Raw genomic sequence first — 20,971 nt, forward strand, 5'->3', positions numbered from 1 at the left:
GAGCAGCCGACAGGTGCAGGCCGCCGAGGCTAAACGGCTCGAACCCCTCGGGAGCGTATGAGCGAGCAAACAGAGAACCGGCCCGTGAACCTCGAAAACGAGGCGGAACTGGACGCGTTCGTGGACGACCACGACCGCGCGCTGGTGGAGTTCTACACGGATGGCTGTACGATCTGCCAGAGCATGGAGCCGGTGCTGGGGAACGTGGCGCGGGCGACGGATGTCCCGGTCGGGCTGGTGAATCCCCGCGACGATCCGCCGCTGGTCGACCGGTTTCGGGTGCAGAGCGTCCCGTTGCTGGTCCTATTCGAGGACGGCGAGCCCGTCGCGCGGAAAGCGGAGGGGTTCGTGGGTGCGGACGAACTCGAAGGGTTCGTCGAGGCGTAGCTACTGGTTCAAGAGGCGCTGGACGACTTCGAGGCGCTCGACGGCCACCTCGGACTCGCGCAGGTGCGCCCTCGCGTCGGCGAGTGCGGCCTCGCGGTTCTCGCGCTCGCCTCGCGAGCCCGCACCGGCGGCGGTTTCGAGGTCGACGGCGGCCAGCGCGAGCGCGTCGGTGACGCCGGCAAGATCCGTGATGTCGTCGGCCATCGGTTCGGGTGCGTCGAGATTCGACAGCGTGTCGCTGGCCTGACGCAGTGCGTCCGCGGCCGTCACGAACTCTCGTTCCGCGGAGAGGTACCCTTCGTTTCGGTAGTTCTGGGCGGCACTCCTGAACGCGTCGAGCCCGCGCTTGACGTTCGCGAGCGCGTCGGGGAGCGTCCTGAAGGCCGCGACGGCACGCTGGAGCTGGGCGACTTTCGCCTCGTAGGCCGACGCGTCGATCCGGTCGAACGCGTCGACGTCCTCGACTGCCGTCTCGCTCTCGATGGTGGCGAGGTGTTCGGCGGCGGCCGACCGGGTGGTGCGTATTCTGCCGAGGGCGTTGGGAACCGTTCCGGTGTTGTCGGCGTAGATCCGGCCGAGGACGAACTCGAATTCGTCGTAGGCTTCGCGGAGGTCGTCCTGGCAGCGAATCCCCTGATCGAGGAGGGTCGCGACGCCACGGAGTCGCCGCCTCGCGTCGTACTGCTCACCGCTCGCCCGACGCGGGAGTTCCGCGAGCGTACTGCGGGCCTTGCCGACGGGAGTGGTCACGCGCGAGAACGTTACCTCGGTCGCGACGGTCACATCGAGCAGCGTGGCCGGTTCGCTCCCGCCGCTGGTTCCACCGGCGTCGGCGAAGCCGACGTACGCCTCGTAGGCGGTCCCGAGATGGTCGCGGGCGGTTCCGATGACTTCGGCACCCTGACGCTCGGCCCGGTTCGGCGTCTCGGTCTCGGTGGGTTCTTCGGTGGGCTCTGTGTCCGTCGCGGTCGCGTCGGCCGTCTCGGTCGGCGGTGATTCGGAAGGTGACTCGCCGTTCGGTGGTGTGGACTCGGTGTTCGCGGGGGTGTCGTCGTCGAGAACCGGGATCGACTCCGAACAGCCGGTTACGAGCCCGGCACTGACGGTCGCGAGGAGGGTGCGGCGGCGCATCAGTTCGTGGATGTGTGGTTGGCGTGTTAACTCTGTCCATCCGACCGATTTTACTGCCAGCGTACGACACGCCCGCGATCCGACTGTCCCGGACGAGGGTCACTTTCACCCTGCGTTGCGAACCTTCTTAGGCGAGTGGGCACAACCCGGTGACGACAGATGGCTCGCGCGGAGGACACCGAAGTAATCGATCTCTTCGAGGAGTTCTACCGCAACTACTACCGCAACGAGATCGGTGAACTCGCCCAGAAGTACCCCAACGAGCAGAAGTCTCTCTACGTCGACTGGCAGGACCTCTACCGATTCGATCCCGACCTGGCCGACGACTACCGCAACCACCCCAGCCAGTTCCAGGACTACGCCGAGGAGGCCCTGCGACTCTACGACTTACCTGTGGACGTGAAACTCGGGCAGGCCCACGTCCGCGTCCAGAATCTGCCCGAGACGACCGGCATCCGCGACATCCGGGCCGACCACCGCGGCAAGCTGATCGCCGTCACAGGGATCGTCCGGAAAGCCACCGACGTGCGCCCCAAAGTGACGACCGCCGCTTTCGAGTGCCAGCGCTGTGGTACACTCACCCGCATCCCCCAGGCCGCCGGCGACTTTCAGGAACCCCACGAGTGCCAGGGCTGTGAACGCCAGGGTCCCTTCCGCATCAACTACGACCAATCGGAGTTCGTCGACGCCCAGAAACTCCGCGTGCAGGAGAGTCCCGAAGGGCTCCGGGGCGGCGAGACGCCCCAGAGCATCGACGTGAACATCGAAGACGACATCACCGGTCGGGTGACTGCCGGCGACCACGTCCGGGTCAGCGGCGAACTCAACCTCGATCAACGGAGCAACCAGGGGGAGAAATCGGCCATGTTCGACGTGTACATGGACGGTTCGGCCGTCGAGATCGAAGACGAGCAGTTCGAGGACATGGACATCACCGACGAGGACAAAAAGGAGATCGTCTCCCTCTCGGAGGAAGAGGACATCTACGAGCAGATGGTCGACTCCATCGCCCCCTCGATCTACGGCTACCGCCAGGCCAAACTGGCGATGATCCTCCAGCTCTTCTCCGGCGTCACGAAGCACCTCCCCGACGAATCGCGGATTCGGGGCGACCTGCACATGCTCCTGATAGGGGACCCTGGTACGGGCAAATCGCAGATGCTTCAGTACATCCGAGAGATCGCGCCTCGTTCTGTCTATACATCAGGTAAAGGTTCGTCCTCGGCGGGGCTCACTGCGGCGGCCGTCCGTGACGACTTCGGTGACGGTCAGCAGTGGACACTGGAGGCAGGCGCGCTCGTTCTCGCCGATCAGGGCATCGCAGCGGTGGACGAACTGGACAAGATGCGCTGTGTGACCGGCGACACGCTAGTTCACCTTGGAGATGGGCGAATCTGTCGTATCGGCCAATTGGCGAACGAAGCGTCCGAAAACGGTCGGATTGAAGAACTACCCAACGGCCGGAGTATCAGAGACCCCGACGTCCAGGCTTGGACGATGACCGACGACGGCCAGTTAGCCCGTCGACCGGTGACGGCGATTCACGAGTACGATTCGCCCGAAGAACTGACGCAAGTGAGGCTCCAGAGCGGGGAGCGACTGACTGCGACCGAGGATCATCCGTTCTTCGTCTTTGACGACGGGGAGCGTATCGAGAAGCCAGCGGGAGAACTCGAACCGGACGATTGGGTTTACGTCCCACGCCAGCTATCCGAAACAGCGACAGATGGTGGCGTCGCGACGGCTGCAGACCCGACAGTGGATACGAAGTCGCAACTTTCCACGTCGCTGGCAACCGTTCTCGGTTATCTGTCCGGCGATGGAAACGTCTACTATAACCGAGACGAGGGTGTCTACGGGATTCGGTTTACGAACGCCGAAGAGGAACTGCTGGTAGACTTCGAGCGAGCGTGCCGCGACGCCTTCGACACACAGCCGGTTCGCCCGGTAAGTGAACAGCGTGATGACGGCGTCGAGACGGTTCGCGTCCCCGGAAAAGAGCACGCCGACACGGTACTCGACGCCGGTATGAATCTTGAAACGTACGACGGGAAGCGTCTTCCTGAAAGCGTTTCCACGGCCGGGAGGGCTGCAAAGGCTGCATTCGTCCGCGCGCTCGCCGATAGCGAGGGAACGGTCGACGACAGGAACGTGAGGATCCACTCGGCCAGTTACGAACTCCTCATGGGGACGAAACATCTTCTCTTGGAGTTCGGAATTTCCAGCCAGATTCAGACACGCGAGCGGGACGGGCGGCGGGACCTCTACGTGCTGGCGATCACTGACGCCGAGTCGCTGGCTGCGTTCGATCAGTACGTCGGCTTCACGCTCGACAGGAAACAACGCGCACTCGACGACGTAGTCGAGACCGTTTCCGGCGACCGGACGATTCTCGATGTGGTCCCGGATATCGGTGATCTGCTTGGGGAGAGACGAGAATCACTTCGCCTCCACCAGTCGGAGTGTGGTCTCGTCGATTCGACCTATTGCAACTTCGAGAACGGCGATGCCAACATTTCCATCCGTGCGGCCCGGACGGTGCTGGAAGCGTTCAGAAAGCGCAAGCAGCAGGCCCAGACCGACCGGCACCGCATCGAAAACGCCGACTGGTCGCAGCTAACGGAGCTGCGAGACCGATATCACGTCTCGCAACAGCAGATCGCAGACGGAACGCGATATAGCCAGCAACAAGTGTCACGACTGTGGGGGAGTAATGAGGCACTTCGGGAACGTGTGCGCGAGCGCCTCTCGGAGTTTGTCACTGCCGTCGCAGAGACTGATTTGAGCGGACTGCAATCCCTTGTTTATGGCGACGTGAAATGGCGAAAAGTCCAGACGGCCGAGACTGTTTCGTCTACGAAAGCTAACGAGGACCAGATCCTTCTTCAGAAACAGCAACTCGCAAATCTACTGGGCTGTGACACCGACGTTGCTGAACAGCGCGCTCGTCAGCTACTGTCCGCCGACCCGGCTACTGACACGTGGGACGATTTGGATTCGACACTCGATACGTACGGCATTTCGTATCAGGATATTGGACGCGATCTCGGTGTCGCCGGATCGACGATCTCTCGCTGGTTCAACGGAGTCGTCGAAACGGATCGGTTCGATGATGTTCGCCAGACTGTCGAGGATCGAATCGACCAAATCAACGACGAAGCGACCGAATTACTCGACTCCATTGAGTCCAATCGAGAACCAAAAGTGTACGATCTGACCGTCGAAGGTACACATAATTTCGTTGCCAATGGGATGGTCGTTCACAACTCAGAAGACCGTTCAGCAATGCATGAGGCGCTAGAGCAGCAGTCGATTTCGGTCTCTAAGGCTGGTATTAACGCCACGCTGAAAAGTCGCTGCTCACTCCTCGGCGCGGCCAACCCGAAGTACGGTCGCTTCGACCAGTACGAGCCCATCGCCGAGCAGATCGACCTCGAACCGGCGCTCATCTCCCGGTTCGACCTGATCTTCACGGTGACGGACAAGCCCGACGAGGAGGCCGACCGCAACCTCGCGGAACACATCCTGACGACCAACTACGCGGGGGAACTGAACACCCACCGGACGGAGACACAGGCGTCCGACTACACCGAAGAGGAGGTCGCGCGGGTCACCGACGAGGTCGCGCCCGAAATCGACGCCGAGTTGCTCCGGAAGTACGTGGCCTACGCCAAGCGGAACGTGTTCCCGACGATGACCGAGGAGGCCAAAGCCGAGATCCGGGAGTTCTACGTCGACCTGCGCTCCCAGGGGACCGACGAGGACGCGCCGGTGCCGGTGACGGCCCGGAAACTGGAGGCGCTGGTGCGACTGGCTGAGGCGAGTGCCCGGATTCGGCTGTCCGATACGGTCGAGGTCCACGATGCCCAGCGGGTGATCGAGATCGTCCAGCGGACTCTCGAAGACATCGGGATGGACCCGGAGACGGGCGAACTCGACGCGGACGTGATCGAGACGGGGACCTCCAAGAGCCAGCGCGACCGGATCAAGAACCTGAAGACGCTGATTGGCGACATCGAAGACGAGTACGACGAGGGGGCACCGGTCGAGCGCGTACTCGAACGTGCCGAGGAGGCCGGGATGGAACGCTCGAAGGCCGAACACGAGATCGACAAGCTCAAACAGCAAGGCGAGGTGTACGAGCCTCGGAACGACCACCTCAGGACGACATAGATGGACCGGATCTCGGCGCTACGGAACCTCGAAGACGCCCTCGAATCGTTCGAGGACGGAGAGACGGATCTCGAGGGACTGGAACGGGACGTGCGTGGTATCTTGCGGACGTACGCGACGGAGTTCGAGGGTGAGCTGGCGGCCTATCGGGTCACCAGTCCCGAACGGATGGCGGGGGCGGTCGTGATGGCGACCGGTGAACCCGAGGCTCGCGAGCGGGTACGTTCACTGTTCGACGGGGTGTCGGACGGGGCGGTCGACGTGGGCCGAATCGCCGACGTCGGGGCCGGCCAGTCGGGCGACTAGACAACACCCGAAGGGTTTTAGCAGACTCTCCCAAATAGGGTGACAGAGCGCCGGTGACAGCCGAGATGTCTGATATCAACGAGCGAATCGGGGACGCGACGACAGTCATGTTCGGCGCGCCGTCGATGAGCGGCGGGGCCGACGCGACCTGTGTCGACCTGCTCACACAGGACGATCCCGGGGCGGTGAGCGTTCTGTGGGTGTCCTTTACCAAGCCGGCCGGGGCCTGTCTCGACCGCTGGCGGTCGGTTCACGATACGGACCCGGCGGATTTCGGTGTGATCGTCGTCGGTGAGACGGTCGGCGGTGGCGGCGGGAACGCCGACATCGATCCCCAGGCCGTCCAGACGATCTCGAACGCGAGCGACCTCACCGGCATCGGCATCAAGGTCAGTGAGTTCATCTCCGGACGCGACGAGCAGATCGCGGTCTGTTTCGACTCGCTGACCGCCCTGTTGCAGTACGTGGACCTGGAAACCGCCTACGAGTTCCTCCACGCGCTGACCGGCCAGTTGTACTCGGTCGGCGCTACGTCCCATTTCCACATCGACCCGAACGCACACGACCAGCAGACCATCGACACACTGCTGTCGCTGTTCGACGCCGAAGTTCGACTCGGCGAAGACGAGACCGCGAGCGTCCGCACTCGCAATCTCGTCGGGTGACTGATCGGCGGATTCAGATACTTTTTTGACGTGTTGGGGTGGCGATTCGTCTGTGCTGTTGGTAATCGCCTACTCCCGGGCGGCCCGGCAGACGCTCCGGAACGCGTGTGAGGCCCACGAGGAGACGGTCGTGCGCCGGCTCGGCCGTGCGGCGCTGTTCGAGGAGACCGAGTTCGGGGCCTTCCTCGCACTCAGGCTCCGGGCGGAGTACGGTGTCGACGTGCAGGTCGAACGGACGGCACCGCTCAACGAGTTCGAGACGGTCCCAGATGGCGTCCGCGAGGCCGCTCGGGCCTACGCCGACCGGGAGCACGCCAGCACGCCGTACGCGAAGTTCGCGAGTGGGGACGAGTATCCCGACCCGGCGGCGATGAAGGACCGCGAGCTATGAGACTCGACGACGGTGAGACGGCTCGGGCGGGGCGCGTCGTCGACGCACGCGACTTGAATCTCTCGCGGGCCGATGCCGTCGCGGCCATCCGGAGGGACGCCACGGCCGTCACCGTCGAGTGTCCCGAACCCGGTCCCGCACACGAGCGGGTCGGGGACGTACACCCGGAAATCGGCGTCTCGATCCGGACGGCACTCGCGGCGGCGGCGCGCTCGCGGGGCCACACTGCACCACAGGCCGACCGGATCGCGGAGATCGAATCGGAACTGGCCGAGTTGACGGTCCCGACGGCGTCGACGCGGCCGGAACGGGCGGCCGTCGCCGACCGGGCCGACGACGTCGAGCGACTCGACGAACGGGTGGCGGAGTTGCGCGGGCGGGTGCAGGCGCTTCGCGAGCGCGACGCCGAGACCGACGACGTGGAGGCCGACCTGGCGGCGGCCATACAGGAGTTCACGGCGGCGAAGACCGACCTGATCGCCGCTCGCGAGAACCACGAGGCCGCGACCGAGGCCGCTCGGGCGGCACGGGACGCCCGCGAGCGACGGATGGAACTGGAAGACCGACTGGCGAACCGCCGGCGGGCGGCCCGTGCGTCCCTCGCGGACGGCCTCACCGACGAGTATCGGGAGGCGGTTGCGGTCGCGCCGTGGGAGACGCCGACCGACCCGTTCCAGGTCGGGGACGTGACGGCGGCGCTGGCGGTAGCACGGGTTGCCGACCTGCGCGCGCCGGTGGTGCTGTCCTGTGATCGCTTCGCCGACCCGGCGACGGCGGCGGACTGGCTGGACGCCGCGGTCCTTCGCCTGTAGTTTAAGTCCGAAGCCGGGACCAGCCCGTCCCATGGTGACGCTCTCCTGTACCGCGTCGCGCGAGAACGGCGTGACGCTCGTGACCGGTCGCGTCGAGAACCCGGACGACCGTCGTCGCGTCCGACTGCGGAGTCGTCTCGACGGCCCGCTCTGGCCGCCGCGTCGACAGGGCGTGCCCGCCGACGGCTGGGACGAGGACGGGTTCGAGTGCGTCCTGGCGGCCGGCGAGGTCCGGTCGCTGGGGTTCGCGAGTCCGGCACCGCCAGCCGATCCGCCGCTGACCGTCGCCGAGACCGACCCCGTCGACGCCGACGATGGCGGTGTCGAGCCACGGGTCGCCGTGCCGGCCGTCGAGTCCACGGCCGACGGGGTCGTCAGGGCGCTCGGTGCGCCCCGCCCGCCGCGGGACGCCGTGCCGACGCCCGATAGTGGGTGGCCGTCGGAGTCCCGGGATACCGAACTGAGCCCCCCAGAGTCCGGCGGTGCCGAGCCATCGCCAGCCGCGGGGGCGGTCGACGGTGGCGACGGGACGAGGGTGGACCGTGACAGGGTCGAGCCGAAACCGGCTGACGAGCCGGTCGGGGCGGCGCTGGATGCCGTTGCGGTTCGCGTCGAGACTGCCGAACGGCTCTCGGCGGCGACGCGAGTGCCGGACGCGACCGAGACGCTCCAGGCGGTCGGCGGCATCGCCGGCGCTCGCGACCTAGAGGCCCAGCTCTCCTGTGACGCCGAGCGGCTGTCTCGACTGGCGACCCGGGCGTCGGAGCTCGCGGATCGCGCCGAGGCGGTGACGGTACCGGTCGAACGGCTGGATCGGGTGCGATGATTCTGGCAGTCACCGGTGGGAAAGGCGGCGTCGGGAAGTCGACGGTGGCGTACAACCTGGCGGCCGCACTGGACGCGGTGGTCGTCGACGCGGATCTGGGGATGGCCGACCTGCCGGCCGCCCGCGGGCCGGACCTCCACGACGTCCTCGCCGGCCGTGCCGATCCGGTCGAAGCGGTCCGGGAGGATGGGCCCGTCGCCATCCTCCCGTGCGGGCGGTCGCTGGCGGGAGCGCGGGCGGCCGAGCCGACCCGGCTGGTCTCGGCCGTCGAGTCGGCCGCGGCCGAGTACGGGCGGGTGGTCGTCGACTGTCCGGCCGGGCTGGGTGGCGACGTTGGACTGGGGCTGTGTGTCGCGGAGGCGTGTGTGCTGGTGACGACGCCGGCCGAGCCGGCAGTCGCCGACGCGGTTCGGGCCCGGGCGCTGGCGCGGGAACTGGACGCCGGGCTGGCCCGGATCGTCCTGAACCGGGCCACCGACCGGACGACGGCCGACGCGCTCGCCCGGGAACTCGGCGCGCCGGTGACGGCCATCCCGGACTCGGCGGCCCTTGCCGACGCGCAGGACCGGGGACAGCCAGTCGTCGAGGCCGCGCCGGAGAGTACCGCTGCGGCGCGTATCGAGGCACTGGCCGAGGGGGTGCGGACGACCGTCCGGTCGGCGACGAATCCGGGAACTTAATTCGGGACGGCCGTGTCGACCACACGCATGGCTGGTGACGAGTTCCGGGTCGAGGTGAAGCCCTCCGCCATCGACCGGAACTCCGCGGTCGCGGAACTGGTCGCGACCGCGGGCGAACGGCTCTCCTACGGCGGCGAGGGAGACGCTCGTGCGGACGCGGCCGAGCTGACGCGACGCGGGGAGAGTCCGGTGCGGATCCAGGGAGTCGCGCCCCAGGACGACACCGACGCCGATGCGTATCTGGTCGCCGGCAGTCGGACCAGGGCGACGATCCCGGCAGCCGCGCCGGACGACGGCTGGCAGTTCGGTGTCGACGCGAGCCAGTACGGCGCGCTGGGCGAAGCCCTGCTCACGGCGGGCGACGGGACGGCTCGGCCGCTGGCGCTGTACGTGCGCCACGATCTGGAACTCGACCCGGAGACGTCGCTGTCGATCGACGTGGACGAGTCGCCACCGGCAGTCACGAAACCCGGGACGCCCGGGCGCTGGCGGCCCGACTGCGCGCTGTCGGTCGCGGTCGCCGGACGGACGGTGGCACGCTACCGCTGTGAGATCAAGACGGGCGGGGGCTCGCTCGAACGGTCCCAGCGGGAACTGATCGAATACGCGGCCCGCGAGACGCCGGTGATCTACGCTCGTGTCGACGTTTCGGGCCTCCCCCGAGAGTACGAGGTCTCCTTCGAGCAGTTCGGCGAAACGTCGCGGGACACGCCGACGGATGCGGACCAGCGGTCGCTCGACGACTGGGCCGACCCGGGTTGAGCGATCACTCCCGCAGGTCCTGATAGGTCGACCGGAGCGTCACCGGCGTCACGTCGGCGGTTTCGGCCGCCTCGGCCTGTGTGAGGTCGTACTCTTCCTGCCGTGCGGCGAGATAGAGACAGCCGGCGGCGACGCCTGAGGGGTCCCGACCCGAGACCAGCCCGCGTTCCCGGGCGGTGTCGACGAGCGCGTCGGCCCGGCGCTCGACGGCCTGGGGCAGGTCGAGCCGGCTGGCGAAACGGGGCAGGTACTCCGCGGGATCGATGGGGCCGGTCGGAAGGCCCAGTTCGCGATTGAGCGCGTCGTAGGCCGCGGTGAGTTCGGCCTCGGAGGCGCGGGCGGCGTCGACCACTTCGTCGAGCGTCCGCGAGACCGAGGCGGTCCGGCAGGTCGCGTAGACGACGGCCGCGGTGAACCCCTCGATGGAGCGACCCCGGAGGAGGTCTTCGCTCTGTGCGGACTCGAAGAGGACGCAGGACTGATCGCGAACGTGGTCGGTCAGGTCGAGCGCGCTGACGAGCCGGCGGATCTCACCGAAGGCGTACACCCGGTTGCGCTCTGCCTTGGACTTGATACGAGACCGGTTGTGCTGGCGGCGCATCCGGGCGAACCGACGGCGCTTGCGTCCCTTGAGGCGGGTCGACCGGCCGATCTCCGTGGTGAGACCGCGGTCGTGACGCGACCGGGTCAGCGGCGCACCGGTCCGTTCTTTCTCGGTCTCGTCGTCGGCGAAACTCCGCCACTCGGGCCCGCGGTCGATGTTGTCTTCCGCGACGACGAGGCCACACTCTCCACACACCGTTTCACTCTCGCCCTCGCGGAGTCTACCCTCACACTCCGGACAGCACTGCGTTGACGTAGCCATCTTACAGTCGAAGGTTGGCCCGGGATCACTATTTAAAGACCGTCCGAGCGGCCCGGAAACGCCCGAAACCGGCCGGACGAACGTACCGGTAACCGGTACGTTTGGAGCGAGCGAGCGGCGCTCCCGCGGAACTGTCCTCGTGCGGGTCCACGAACATTTATTGGGGAGATAGCGGAACCGCCGCGTATGGGGTTGTCGGACATCGCCGCAGGGGTGGAGGTGACGACGGAGCAGCGGGACCGTGGCGTGGCGACCGTCGACGAGACCGACGCGGACCTCGCCGAGCGCCTGGCAGACCACGCGGACGCGCTTCCCTGCGAGCCGGCGGTGGCCGCGACGGTCGTCGAGGTGTACGCCGAGGGCCGCTCTATCGAGACGGCGGCAAGCGTCGCCGAGGTCGCGCCGACGACGGCCGCGAAGACGTTACATCTGTGTGGCGAACAGGTCTCGCCGCTGGGCCCGACGGGACGTGAGATCGTCCGGGACTGGATGGACGCGGAACTGTCCCGGACCGAGGCGATGGAGCTGGCCGGGGCCAGCGAGCGGGCGTTCGCGCTGGCGGCGTACGTCGAGACCCACGAGCCGATTCCGGCGGTACGGGAGGCCGTCGCGGCGACGCTCTCGCGGGGGCTCGGCGGGGAGGAACCGCTGGACGAGGCGATGAGTAGCGTGAGCGACCTGCGCGAGCCGTAGGTGAAGCGTTCGTCGCTGAGACTGCGAGTGAGTATCGTCGCCGACCTGCGTGAGTCCTAGACGGGCGGTCGTCACTGTGGGAGTTCTGGGGACCAGTTAAGGGACATCGGGCCTTGCATATGGTATGCGCGTACTGGTGACCGGTGCGACGGGATTCGTCGGCGGCCACCTCGTGCCGGCGCTCCTGGCGGCCGACCACGACGTGTCGGTGCTGGTCCGTGACCGTGCGGGCTACGACGGGCCCGACGACGTGACGGTCTTCGAGGGCGACCTGCTCGAACCCGGGAGTTTCGACGACGCCCTCGACGGCGTCGAGGCGGCGTACTACCTGGTCCACTCGATGCGGGCGGGGCCGGATTACGCCGAACGGGATCGGCGAGCGGCGTCGAACTTCGTCGCCGCGGCCGACGATGCCGGCGTCGAGAGAGTGCTCTACCTCGGTGGACTGGGCGAGGAGCGCGACCGGCTCTCGGAACACCTCAAGTCACGGCGGGAGGTCGAACACATCCTGGCGGACGCGGACTTCGCGTTGACGAGTCTCCGGGCGGCGATCATCGTGGGCGACGGCAGCGCCAGCTTCGAGATGGTCCGGCAGCTGGCGGTTCGCCTGCCGGTGATGGTCACGCCCCAGTGGGTCGACACGCCCTGTCAGCCCATCGCGATCGACGACGTGGTGACGTATCTGGTCAGGGTCCTCGACGTGCCCGAACTCGCCGGGCGAACGGTCGAGATCGGCGGCCCGGAAGTCATGAGCTACAAGGAGGTGATGGCCCGGACGGCCGAGATCGTCACCGGCCGGCGGCCGGTGATCGTCCCGGTGCCCGTGCTGACGCCGAAACTCTCGGCGTACTGGGTGAACCTCGTGACCGACGTGCCGCGCTCCGTCGCCCATCCCCTGATTCTGGGACTGAAGAACGCGGTGGTGGTGCAAGACGACAGCGTTCGCGAGTACCTGCCCATCGAGCTGACGCCGTTCGAGACGGCGGTGCGGCGGGCGGTCGGCGACGGTGCCGACACCCCCGAGCCGAAGTCGGTCGCCGCGGGGGAGCGGTGATGGAACCCGAATACGGGGAGACTTGGACCTACGAGAGCATCGTGGGGGCACTGCCGGGCATCGATGTCTCGACGCGAGCGGCCGTCTTTATCCAGTTTCTCGTCTTCGAGGTTGCAGTCCTCGTGCTGGCGGCGATCTACGACCTCTGGGTGGCGGCGGCCGCGGGCACCGTCGCGGTCGTCGTCGCCAGTGCCGGCAGCGTCGAGATGCTCCGGATCAGCCGGTTCGTCCGCGGTGAGGCCGTGCCAGAGAGCTACCGCCGCCTGCTGTTCGGGTCCAGCGTCGAGGTCGTCCTCTCGGTGCTGGCGTACGTGGCGCTGATCACGCACCTGTTCGTGTTCGACCCGCGCTCGGGGACGCCGCTGCTGACCACGCTGTTCGGCCCGGAACCACCGATCCTCGTGGTCTATCTGGTCTTGCTGGTGCTGTGGGACGTGTGTTACCGCATCGGGACGGGCTGGTGGGCCAGCGTCGTGGCACTGTGGCGGTCGGTCCGCTACCGGTTCGACCCGGCGACGGCCCGGGCGCTCCAGCGGGCCGATCTGGAGACGATGGGCTTTGGCGTCCTCCAACTGGTGCTGGTTCCGTTTCTCGCCTCGGCACCAGTCCTCCGGACGGCCGTCGTCGGACACGTCCTGGCCGTCACTGTCGTGACGGGCACGTCGATACTGTTCTTGCGGGTCCGGACAGAAACAGCTACTCCGAGTTCATCTCCTTGAACTGGTCGAGGAGATCCTCCGTGGACTCGCCGCTGTCGTACTCGACCTCGCCGTGGTAGTTCGTCCGCTCGTCGTCGAAGTCAGCGTCTACCTCGCTGTTTTTCCGCTCACGGCGCTCGTGCTCTTCCTCGTCGTAGGCACCCATCGACATTGTTACTCACACCCACGCTAGGCGGTAGCTGACTATGAATGTAACGGTAAATAATAGGATTGTTGATGTTTTACCGATAGCGCGCTCGTCGGGCCGGCTACGAGCCCTCGAGCGCGACGGTCCGGGTTCGGTTCCAGGTGCGTTCGTCGACGACGACCAGTTCGTCGCGGCCGAAGACGTACATGAAGTCGTCGACGTACATCGCACGCGTGGCCGCACCGTCGGTGTCGACCGTCGTTTTCAGCGCGAGGTCACCGTCGCTGTAGTCGACGATCTTCCCGCCCTGTCCGGTCGGCAGGAAGAAGACCTCGTGGCGGCGGTCGAGCAGGAACGCGTGGTGGGTTTCGGAGATGGCAGACCAGCCCGCGCCGAACAGCCGATCGTCGTCGATGGTCGGGTCGGACGTGTCGGACACGTCGAACAGCACGGCCTTGACCTGCCCGTCCTCCTGGCCGATGCCGAGGACGTGGTTCTCGTCGACGGGGTGGAGATACGAGGAAAAGCCCGGGAGTTCGAGTTTGCCGACTTCCTCGGGATTCCGGGGATCGGACACGTCGACGACGTGGAAGGGGTCGACCCGCCGGAACGTGACGACGTAGGCGGTGTCACCGACGTAGCGGACGGCGAACACCTCCTCGTTCAGTCCCATGCCTTTCGCGGCACCGAGCCGATCCAGACTCTCGGCGTCCAGCGTGTAGAGGTCGTTGGCCGACTGGGCACTCCCCGCGGCCGGCACCGTCGTCGTGATCCGGAGCGTCCCCGCCTCTTCCGAGAGGGAGAACTGGTTCAACGGTCGGCCCGGCACCGTCCCGACGGTCTCGACGGCGAGGTCGGTGCCGTCGACGCCGACCCGGACGATGCCCGTCGTGAGCAGGTCGCGCTGGTTGGCCCCGAGGTACGACCGGTAGTCGTTCCGGATCTCGCTGGCCACGCGGTCGCGTTTCGACTGGTTCAGGGTAGCGAGGTACTGCCCGAGGATGCGGTTGGCCTCCCGCTCTTTCGAGGTCGCGGAGATGTTGTATCCCTGAATCTCTTCGAGTCGGTCGACCGCCCACGGCGGGAGCCGGTCGGCCTGCCGTTCGAGCAGGAAGTCCACCCTGCGTTCGCCCCGCTCACTGCGTTCGGTGTAGGTCACGTACAGCGACCGGTTGGACATGTAGACCGCCGTGTCGTCCTGCGTACCGACGAAGCTGATCGCGTCACCGACCGCGCCGTTCTCGGCGTCGAGTGCGAGCGCCGAGTAGGTTGCGTCGACCGGCACCTGCCGCGTCGGCCGATAGATGTCGTCACAACCGATGGCCGCGTCGCCGCCCAGCGGTTCCACCGGACAGGGGTCGTCGACCGACACCGACGACCGCGTGACCAGGTAGAGCCGCCCGTCGCGTTCGCGCGCGGTGACGACCTCGTCTTCGAGGGGATGGGTCCAGACCTGCGTCGGCGCGGCCGGATCACTCACGTCGTACCCTCGCACCGCGTCGTTCTCGATGACGACGAGCGTGTCCTCGACCTGCAGGAGTCGGCCGCTGGCGTCGATCGACCCGATCTCTTCGGGTGCCTCGGGTGGGGTCGCCGAGAGGACGTTGGTTTCGTCGTCGCCGTAGTCCGGTCGGCGTGGCTCCCCCCACGGCTCGAACCGCTGTCGCTGTGCCGAGTAGTAGACGTGTCGCCCGTCGGTCTTCAGGATGTCCGGCTCCTGAAGGCCCGCTACCTGGACGTTCGTGTTCGAGACGCGCTCGGGGGCGCTCTCACTGCCAGCCCCGCCCGACGCACTTTCGCTCTCGGCTGTGTCGGTCCGTGCTGGCATGGGCTGTTCGAGGGTCGGCTCTCCGCTGACGGCGGTCGGTTGGGCCGTGAACCGGACGCGCCGCACCCGAAACGGCGTGTCGACCGCCGCGAGCCGCTGGCCGCGCTGGACGTACGCCGCGACCGCCGCTTCGCTCTCGAACTGTGTCACCGTCGCGTTGTCGCTCGGCGCGCCGTCGCTGTCGTTCGCCACGTCCGCCGGCGGGCGCGTGGTGGCACCGCCCAGCGCCAGCGCACCGGCGACCACGACGGCGGTGATGACGACGACCGCGAATCCCGTCTTCGTGAGCCGAGTCCGTTCCATACGGGCGACTCCCACAGCCGCGATAAAGGTTATATCGTTGACTCAAAGGGCCGTTTGACTCTCCGGCTATACGACGGACCGACACCGATCGAATCGCCGAACGCCGCTGTCAGCGACGCTCGCCCCTCAGAACGAGACCTGCTCGTGGCCGTCCTCGCCGAGACAGGACGGGTCGCGGTCGCTGTACCCTTTCCGGCCGATGGCGTTGCTGCTGACGGCCGACAGCGTCGCCAGGCGCAGGTCCTCGGCCGTCTCGAAGGTCTCGCTGTCGAGTCGCCCCAGCACGTCGCCCAGCTGTTCGTCGCCGTTGGGCAGTTCGAGTTCGATGTCCCCGTACTCCTCGATGACTTCCTCGGTCGTCGCCGGGTACGCCTGCGCACCGATCCGGTCGTCCAGCCCACTCAGTAGTCGCATACATTTCAGTCGTTAATGGTCGTTCATAAACGTTCGCTATCGAGTCTTCTAGTGACATTAAGGGCCACGACCGGAAGCGCGATGGGGGCGGGGGACACAGCGCCGGCATGGTCGTCGCGGATGTACACGTTCACACGACGCGCTCGGACGGGACGCTGACCCTCGACGCGGTGCCGGCGGCGGCTCGCTCGGCCGGTGTCGAGGTCGTGGCGCTGACCGATCACGACCGGATCCAGCCCACACTCGACGCGCCCGTCGTCGAGCGCGAGGGGATCACTCTCGTCCACGGGATCGAACTCCGGGTCGACGCCGGCGATTTGCGGGTCGACCTGCTGGGCTACGGCGTCGAACGGACGCCCGCGCTCACGGAACTGGTCGAGAAAATCCAGCGTGACCGCGCGGAACGGGGCCGAACCATCATCGAGTGTGTCGAGAACCGGCTCGGCGTGGCACTCGACGTGGAACCGCGGCCAGGGCTGGGTCGGCCGCACATCGCCCGTGCCGTCGCGGAGAGCCCCGCCGACTACGGCTATCAGGACGCGTTCGACCACCTGATCGGCGACGACTGTCCCTGCTACGTCGCCCGCGACATCCCGACCTTCGAACGCGGCCGCGAGGTCCTGGCCGAGGCCTGTGGCGTGGTCGGCCTGGCACATCCGCTCCGGTACGGGGACCCTGAAGCCGCGCTCGATCTGACGGGCGACCTCGACGCCGTCGAGCGCTACTATCCCTACGCGCACGACGCCGACCCGACCCCGGTCGACCGGGCTATCGAGGCCCACGACCTGCTCGTGACCGGTGGGAGCGACGCTCACGACGAAGTGCTGGGCCGAGCCGGACTGGACCGGGCGGCGACCGAGCGATTGCTCGCCACACTCTGACCGTCAGACAGTCGGCTGACGGGTTCGCAGGGTTCAAAGCCACGGGCGTTCTAGACTGGGATATGCGGTGTCACTACTGCGACCGCGACGCGGACATCGCGGTCGAGAAAGACGGCGTCAAGGTGGGCGTGTGTGAGACGCACTTCCGCGAACAGATGGAGTCGCTCGCCGACAGCGACGCCATCGCGAACCTCGAAGAGGAACTCGACATCGACGGCCACGAGTAAGTCCGCCGCCGAGTCGACCGCCTGTAGACTTTTGATCCCGGCTCGCAAAGCCCGAGTATGAAGCGAGCCACAGTCGACGACGTGGACGACCGGATGGGACCGGCCGACACCAAGCGCAAGGTCGGCGACGCCGTCGGCGCGACCGACATGGCGCTGAACTACTACGAACTCGAACCCGGCGACAGCTTCGGCTTCGGCTACCACCGCCACAGCGACCAGGAAGAAGTGTTCTACATCGCCGAGGGCACCGTGACCTTCGACACGGAAGACGGCGAGATCGAGGCCACGGCGGGCGAGTGCGTCCGCTTCGCTCCCGGCGAGTGGCAACTCGGCACCAACGAGGGCGACGAGCCCGTGGTCGCGCTCGCCATGGGCGCGCCACAGGAGATGGGCGAGACCGAGATGCTCCGCCACTGTGCCGACTGTGACGGCCAGACCGAACAGGAGCTAGAACTCACCGACGACCGCGACGCCATTCTGACGGTCTGTGCCGAGTGTGGGGCCGAAACTGGCCGGTTCGAGTAGAATAGACTGCGAACCTGGTCACTGCCCGCGTTCGCACCGAACTCGCACCGCCTAGGGCGTCACTCGTAGGCTGCGAACCCGGTCAGATCCTCCCCGAGGATCAGGGTGTGGATGTCGTGGGTGCCCTCGTAGGTGTAGACGGTTTCGAGGTTGGCCATGTGACGCATCGGCGAGTAGTCGGCGGTGATGCCGTTGCCGCCGAGCATCTCGCGGGCGATCCGGGACTGGTCACGGGCCATCCGGACGTTGTTGCGTTTGGCCATCGAGACGTGCTGGGGGCGCAGATCGCCCCGTTCCTTGAGATCCGCCAGCCGATGAGCCAGCAGTTGCGCCAGCGTGATCTGGGTGGCCATCTCGGCGAGTTTGTCCTGCTGGAGCTGGAACCGGGCGATCGGGCCGCCGAACTGCTCGCGGTCGGTGGCGTAGTCCCGCGCCGTCTCGAAGCCGTCACGCGCCGCCCCGATGGCACCCCAGGCGATGCCGTAGCGCGCCTGCGTGAGACAACCGAGCGGGCCGCCCATGCCCTCGACGCCTGGCAGGATGTTCTCCTCGGGCACGTACACGTCGTTGAGGCCGATTTCGCCCGTGATCGACGCCCGCAGGGAGAGTTTCTCGTCGATTTTGTTCGTACTGACGCCGTCACGATCCGTCTCGACGAGGAACCCGCGGACGGGCGTGTCCGGGTCGGTCTGATCGCGGGCCCAGACGACGGCCACGTCGGCGATTGGTGAGTTCGTGATCCAGGTCTTCGAGCCGTTCAGGACGTAGCCCTCGTCGGCTTCTTCCGCACGAGTCTCCATCGCGGTGGGGTTCGAGCCGTGTTCCGGCTCTGTGAGGCCGAAACAACCGACCGCTTCGCCCGAACCGAGTTTGGGCAGCCAGTGTTCTTTCTGCTCCTCGGAGCCGTAGGCGTGGATCGGGTACATGACGAGTGCGCCCTGCACGGAGGCCATCGAGCGCAGGCCCGAGTCACACGCTTCCAGTTCCTGCATCAGGATGCCGTAGGCTTTCTCGCTGACGTTTGGTGAGCCGTACCCTTCGAGATTGGGCGCGTAAAAGCCCATCTCGCCCATCTCCGGGATCAGGTCCTTGGGGAAGGTGCCCTCGATCCAGTGTTCGCCGATGTCCGGTCGCACCTTCTCGTCGACGAACTCCCGCGCCGACTCCTGGATCATCCGCTCTTCTTCCGACAGGTCCGCTTCCACACCGTAGTAATCGAGCATACAACGGCCTAGGTTTCCAGTGGTAAAAACACTACTCAACCGAACCGCTGTTTGTTAACCGCCGAGTCGACGGCCCGGTCGTCGAGAGAGAACGTGCTGTGTGGCGTTCTGTGGGGAGAATTGCGTGGTTTCGGCGGAACGTCGCTGTCGCGTCAGTCGTCCGCGGCATTCCTCGCCCCGTCGCCGCCGGTCCGCTCGCTCTGCACGTCCTGGACGAAGGCGGTGAAGTTGTCGAACAGACGTTTTGCTTCGCAGGCGGCGTCGTAGTTGTCGGCGTGAATGCCGTCGAGTACCCGCTGGATGCGGTCCTGGCTCAACTGGTCGTCTTTCCCCTCGGTGACCGACGCCGCCGTCTCCATGTCGTACTCGGGGTGGAACTGGACGGCGAACACGCGATCCTTCCGGAACCCGTGGATGCCGTAGTCGTTCCGGGCGAAGACGGTCGCGCCAGGCGGGGCCTCGACCACCCGGTCGGAGTGGGTCGTGAAGACGGTGAAGTCGTCGTCGACACCGTCGAGCAGTCGGTTGTCGCCCTCCTGCTCGACGGTTCGGTAGCCGATCTCGTACTCGTCCATGGCTTCGACGCGCCCGCCCATGACATCCGCGAGCAACTGGTGGCCGTAACACACGCCCAGCGCGGGGAGGCCGGCCTCGATGGCGTCGCCGGCCCAGGCCTTCAACTGGCCGATCCACTCCCGCTCCCAGTAGACGGAGGCCCGCGAGCCCGTCACGACGAACCCGTCGTAGCGGAAGCTCTCGGGCACCTCACCCTCCGGACAGTGGAACTCGACGAGGTCCGCGTCGAGTTCGCGACGGAAGTTCCGTCGGGTGTCTGCACCGTCGTGGGCCGCGTTCAACAGGGCGATGCGTGGCCGCGTCATCACGCTCTAGCAACGACTCCAGACTGAAAGGCTCGTCTGTCTCGACACGTCTTGCCGTGCCCGCCCCCGCGCTCACCCTCACTCACGACTCGTCGGTGCTGCTGTCGACGGCCTCCTGCCACGACGACGCGCCGAAAAACGACTGTAGCGCCATCAGAACACCGACGTACGACCCGAAAGCGACGACCAGCACCGGAACGACGAGGAGGAGGACCAGTCGACCGATGCCGTACCCGCCGAGCATCTGGAGTGGAACAGTCATGTGCGAAACACACACTACTGCCTGATAACTGGTGCGGTCTCGCTCAGCGGTCGAGGTCCGCGTGCTCGTCCAGTTGTCCCGTCAGCGCGTCCGCGACGACCGCCGGCTCCTCGGCGGCGACGAGGTGGCCGGCGTCGATCCCATCGAAGGTTCCCCGTGGCAGGTCTTCCGCGAGGTCCTGGCCCGCCTCGACCGGGACCACGGCGTCGTGTCGCCCGTGGACCACGAGCGCGGGCGTCGTCACCTCGTAGAGGTCCGGCATCGCGAAGTCGGTCATCGCACCCCGCTGTGCCTCCCACCCCGCGGAATCGGCGTCGTCCTCGGCCCGCCAGTCGACGATCCGGTCGACGGCCTCGGGGTGATCCTCGACGATGCCGGGCGAGAACGCGTCGCGAAGCGAACTCCGGAGCGCGTCGGGGTCGTCCCGCGGGGCCTGCAGGTCTCGCAGGGCTCCGGCGTCGACGCGACTCCCGTCGGCCGTCGTCCCGAGCAGGGCGAGCGTGGCCGCCCGCCCGTGGTCGCGGGCGTGCTGGAGCGCGACCATCCCACCCAGTCCCGCGCCGACGAGGTGCACAGTCCTGGTGCCGTGATCGGCGAGGACGGCTTCCAGGTCCGCGGCGAGCGTCGCCACGTCGCAGGGTCCCGGCGGGGCATCGGAGCGGCCGGTCCCCCGGTGGTCCCAGACGAGCGTCTCGACGGGGCCGGCGAGCGCGTCGACGAGCCACGACCAGCACCACGCGCCGTAGCCCGCCGGTTCGACGAACGCGACCGTCGGGCCCGTGCCCGCGGTCTCGTAGTACAACTCCACGTCGCCGTTGGTCGCGGTCGGCATCACG

23 protein-coding genes and 1 pseudogene are annotated in these 20,971 nt (G+C 67.0%); 15 read left to right on the forward strand and 9 right to left on the reverse strand.

What is annotated here, in order from left to right; genetic code table 11:
* Window positions 1-39 precede the first annotated feature (39 nt).
* Window positions 40-387, forward strand: a pseudogene (locus tag BMX17_RS06260) (thioredoxin family protein); the annotation flags it as partial.
* Here the strand turns inward: BMX17_RS06260 and BMX17_RS06265 are convergent.
* A complete protein-coding gene (locus tag BMX17_RS06265; protein ID WP_092658627.1) occupies window positions 388-1,518 on the reverse strand; it encodes a hypothetical protein in 1,131 nt (376 codons plus the stop codon). It abuts the pseudogene before it with no gap.
* Between the two features lie 159 nt (window positions 1,519-1,677).
* On the opposite strand from BMX17_RS06265, the gene BMX17_RS06270 reads away from it, so the two are divergent.
* The 8 genes from BMX17_RS06270 to BMX17_RS06305 all read left to right on the forward strand — a co-directional run bounded on the left by BMX17_RS06270 (window position 1,678) and on the right by BMX17_RS06305 (window position 10,133).
* Window positions 1,678-5,691, forward strand: coding sequence for an LAGLIDADG family homing endonuclease (locus tag BMX17_RS06270; RefSeq protein WP_092658628.1), 4,014 nt, complete (start codon window positions 1,678-1,680; stop codon window positions 5,689-5,691).
* On the forward strand, window positions 5,692-5,997 hold the full coding sequence (locus BMX17_RS06275; RefSeq protein ID WP_092658629.1) for a DUF7854 family protein: 306 nt from the start codon (window positions 5,692-5,694) through the stop codon (window positions 5,995-5,997).
* Between the two features lie 65 nt (window positions 5,998-6,062).
* Window positions 6,063-6,662 carry a DUF7504 family protein gene (locus BMX17_RS06280; RefSeq protein ID WP_139203434.1) on the forward strand — a complete coding sequence of 200 codons (600 nt, stop codon included), beginning with the start codon at window positions 6,063-6,065 and terminating at the stop codon, window positions 6,660-6,662.
* A gap of 52 nt (window positions 6,663-6,714) precedes the next feature.
* The gene (locus BMX17_RS06285; protein WP_092658631.1) at window positions 6,715-7,053 is read left to right on the forward strand and encodes a DUF7855 family protein; all 339 of its coding nucleotides are present in this window, start codon (window positions 6,715-6,717) and stop codon (window positions 7,051-7,053) included.
* Window positions 7,050-7,865, forward strand: a complete 816-nt coding sequence (locus BMX17_RS06290) for a DUF7856 family protein (protein ID WP_092658632.1) — start codon at window positions 7,050-7,052, stop codon at window positions 7,863-7,865. Before BMX17_RS06285 ends, BMX17_RS06290 begins: the two co-directional genes overlap by 4 nt.
* A gap of 31 nt (window positions 7,866-7,896) precedes the next feature.
* Window positions 7,897-8,691 carry a DUF7857 domain-containing protein gene (locus BMX17_RS06295; protein WP_092658633.1) on the forward strand — a complete coding sequence of 265 codons (795 nt, stop codon included), beginning with the start codon at window positions 7,897-7,899 and terminating at the stop codon, window positions 8,689-8,691.
* Entirely contained in the window at window positions 8,688-9,371 is a 684-nt protein-coding gene (locus tag BMX17_RS06300; protein WP_092658634.1) for a MinD/ParA family ATP-binding protein, read from the forward strand. Before BMX17_RS06295 ends, BMX17_RS06300 begins: the two co-directional genes overlap by 4 nt.
* A 27-nt stretch (window positions 9,372-9,398) precedes the next feature.
* Window positions 9,399-10,133, forward strand: coding sequence for a DUF8081 domain-containing protein (locus BMX17_RS06305; protein ID WP_092658635.1), 735 nt, complete (start codon window positions 9,399-9,401; stop codon window positions 10,131-10,133).
* A 4-nt stretch (window positions 10,134-10,137) separates the two neighbouring features.
* Here BMX17_RS06305 and BMX17_RS06310 read toward each other — a convergent pair whose 3' ends face one another.
* Entirely contained in the window at window positions 10,138-10,998 is an 861-nt protein-coding gene (locus BMX17_RS06310; RefSeq protein ID WP_092658636.1) for a transcription initiation factor IIB, read from the reverse strand.
* Between the two features lie 186 nt (window positions 10,999-11,184).
* On the opposite strand from BMX17_RS06310, the gene BMX17_RS06315 reads away from it, so the two are divergent.
* The 3 genes from BMX17_RS06315 (at window position 11,185) to BMX17_RS06325 (ending at window position 13,464) form a co-directional block, all read left to right on the forward strand.
* The gene (locus BMX17_RS06315) at window positions 11,185-11,691 is read left to right on the forward strand and encodes a DUF7858 family protein (RefSeq protein WP_092658637.1); all 507 of its coding nucleotides are present in this window, start codon (window positions 11,185-11,187) and stop codon (window positions 11,689-11,691) included.
* A gap of 124 nt (window positions 11,692-11,815) precedes the next feature.
* Entirely contained in the window at window positions 11,816-12,745 is a 930-nt protein-coding gene (locus BMX17_RS06320; protein WP_092658638.1) for an NAD(P)H-binding protein, read from the forward strand.
* Window positions 12,745-13,464, forward strand: coding sequence for a DUF7530 family protein (locus tag BMX17_RS06325; RefSeq protein ID WP_092658639.1), 720 nt, complete (start codon window positions 12,745-12,747; stop codon window positions 13,462-13,464). The genes BMX17_RS06320 and BMX17_RS06325 overlap by 1 nt, the downstream gene beginning before the upstream one ends.
* Here BMX17_RS06325 and BMX17_RS25965 read toward each other — a convergent pair.
* From BMX17_RS25965 to BMX17_RS06335, 3 genes are all read right to left on the reverse strand, one after another.
* The gene (locus BMX17_RS25965) at window positions 13,442-13,615 is read right to left on the reverse strand and encodes a DUF5786 family protein (protein WP_170845341.1); all 174 of its coding nucleotides are present in this window, start codon (window positions 13,613-13,615) and stop codon (window positions 13,442-13,444) included. The two genes, BMX17_RS06325 and BMX17_RS25965, sit on opposite strands and share 23 nt — an antisense overlap.
* Before the next feature lie 97 nt (window positions 13,616-13,712).
* Window positions 13,713-15,722, reverse strand: coding sequence for a beta-propeller domain-containing protein (locus BMX17_RS06330; protein ID WP_092658640.1), 2,010 nt, complete (start codon window positions 15,720-15,722; stop codon window positions 13,713-13,715).
* 126 nt (window positions 15,723-15,848) lie between these two features.
* The gene (locus BMX17_RS06335) at window positions 15,849-16,136 is read right to left on the reverse strand and encodes a DUF5789 family protein (RefSeq protein WP_092658641.1); all 288 of its coding nucleotides are present in this window, start codon (window positions 16,134-16,136) and stop codon (window positions 15,849-15,851) included.
* A gap of 107 nt (window positions 16,137-16,243) precedes the next feature.
* Between BMX17_RS06335 and BMX17_RS06340 the strand changes: the two genes are divergently transcribed.
* The 3 genes from BMX17_RS06340 to BMX17_RS06345 all read left to right on the forward strand — a co-directional run bounded on the left by BMX17_RS06340 (window position 16,244) and on the right by BMX17_RS06345 (window position 17,769).
* Window positions 16,244-17,017: a PHP domain-containing protein gene (locus BMX17_RS06340; protein WP_092658642.1), complete on the forward strand. Its 774-nt coding sequence runs from the start codon at window positions 16,244-16,246 to the stop codon at window positions 17,015-17,017.
* Window positions 17,018-17,079: 62 nt separating this feature from the next.
* Entirely contained in the window at window positions 17,080-17,244 is a 165-nt protein-coding gene (locus BMX17_RS25970) for a DUF6757 family protein (RefSeq protein ID WP_170845342.1), read from the forward strand.
* 57 nt (window positions 17,245-17,301) lie between these two features.
* On the forward strand, window positions 17,302-17,769 hold the full coding sequence (locus BMX17_RS06345; RefSeq protein WP_092658643.1) for a cupin domain-containing protein: 468 nt from the start codon (window positions 17,302-17,304) through the stop codon (window positions 17,767-17,769).
* A 59-nt stretch (window positions 17,770-17,828) separates the two neighbouring features.
* Here BMX17_RS06345 and BMX17_RS06350 read toward each other — a convergent pair whose 3' ends face one another.
* The 4 genes from BMX17_RS06350 to BMX17_RS06365 all read right to left on the reverse strand — a co-directional run bounded on the left by BMX17_RS06350 (window position 17,829) and on the right by BMX17_RS06365 (window position 20,967).
* On the reverse strand, window positions 17,829-18,992 hold the full coding sequence (locus BMX17_RS06350) for an acyl-CoA dehydrogenase family protein (protein ID WP_092658644.1): 1,164 nt from the start codon (window positions 18,990-18,992) through the stop codon (window positions 17,829-17,831).
* A 152-nt stretch (window positions 18,993-19,144) separates the two neighbouring features.
* On the reverse strand, window positions 19,145-19,873 hold the full coding sequence (locus BMX17_RS06355) for a type 1 glutamine amidotransferase (protein ID WP_092658645.1): 729 nt from the start codon (window positions 19,871-19,873) through the stop codon (window positions 19,145-19,147).
* Between the two features lie 82 nt (window positions 19,874-19,955).
* Window positions 19,956-20,135: a hypothetical protein gene (locus BMX17_RS06360; RefSeq protein WP_092658646.1), complete on the reverse strand. Its 180-nt coding sequence runs from the start codon at window positions 20,133-20,135 to the stop codon at window positions 19,956-19,958.
* Window positions 20,136-20,178: 43 nt separating this feature from the next.
* Complete coding sequence (locus BMX17_RS06365) at window positions 20,179-20,967, reverse strand: alpha/beta fold hydrolase (protein WP_092658647.1); 789 nt, start codon at window positions 20,965-20,967, stop codon at window positions 20,179-20,181.
* Window positions 20,968-20,971: the final 4 nt, after the last annotated feature.

The sequence above is a fragment of the Halorientalis persicus genome (genome assembly GCF_900110215.1).
Lineage (GTDB): Archaea > Halobacteriota > Halobacteria > Halobacteriales > Haloarculaceae > Halorientalis > Halorientalis persica.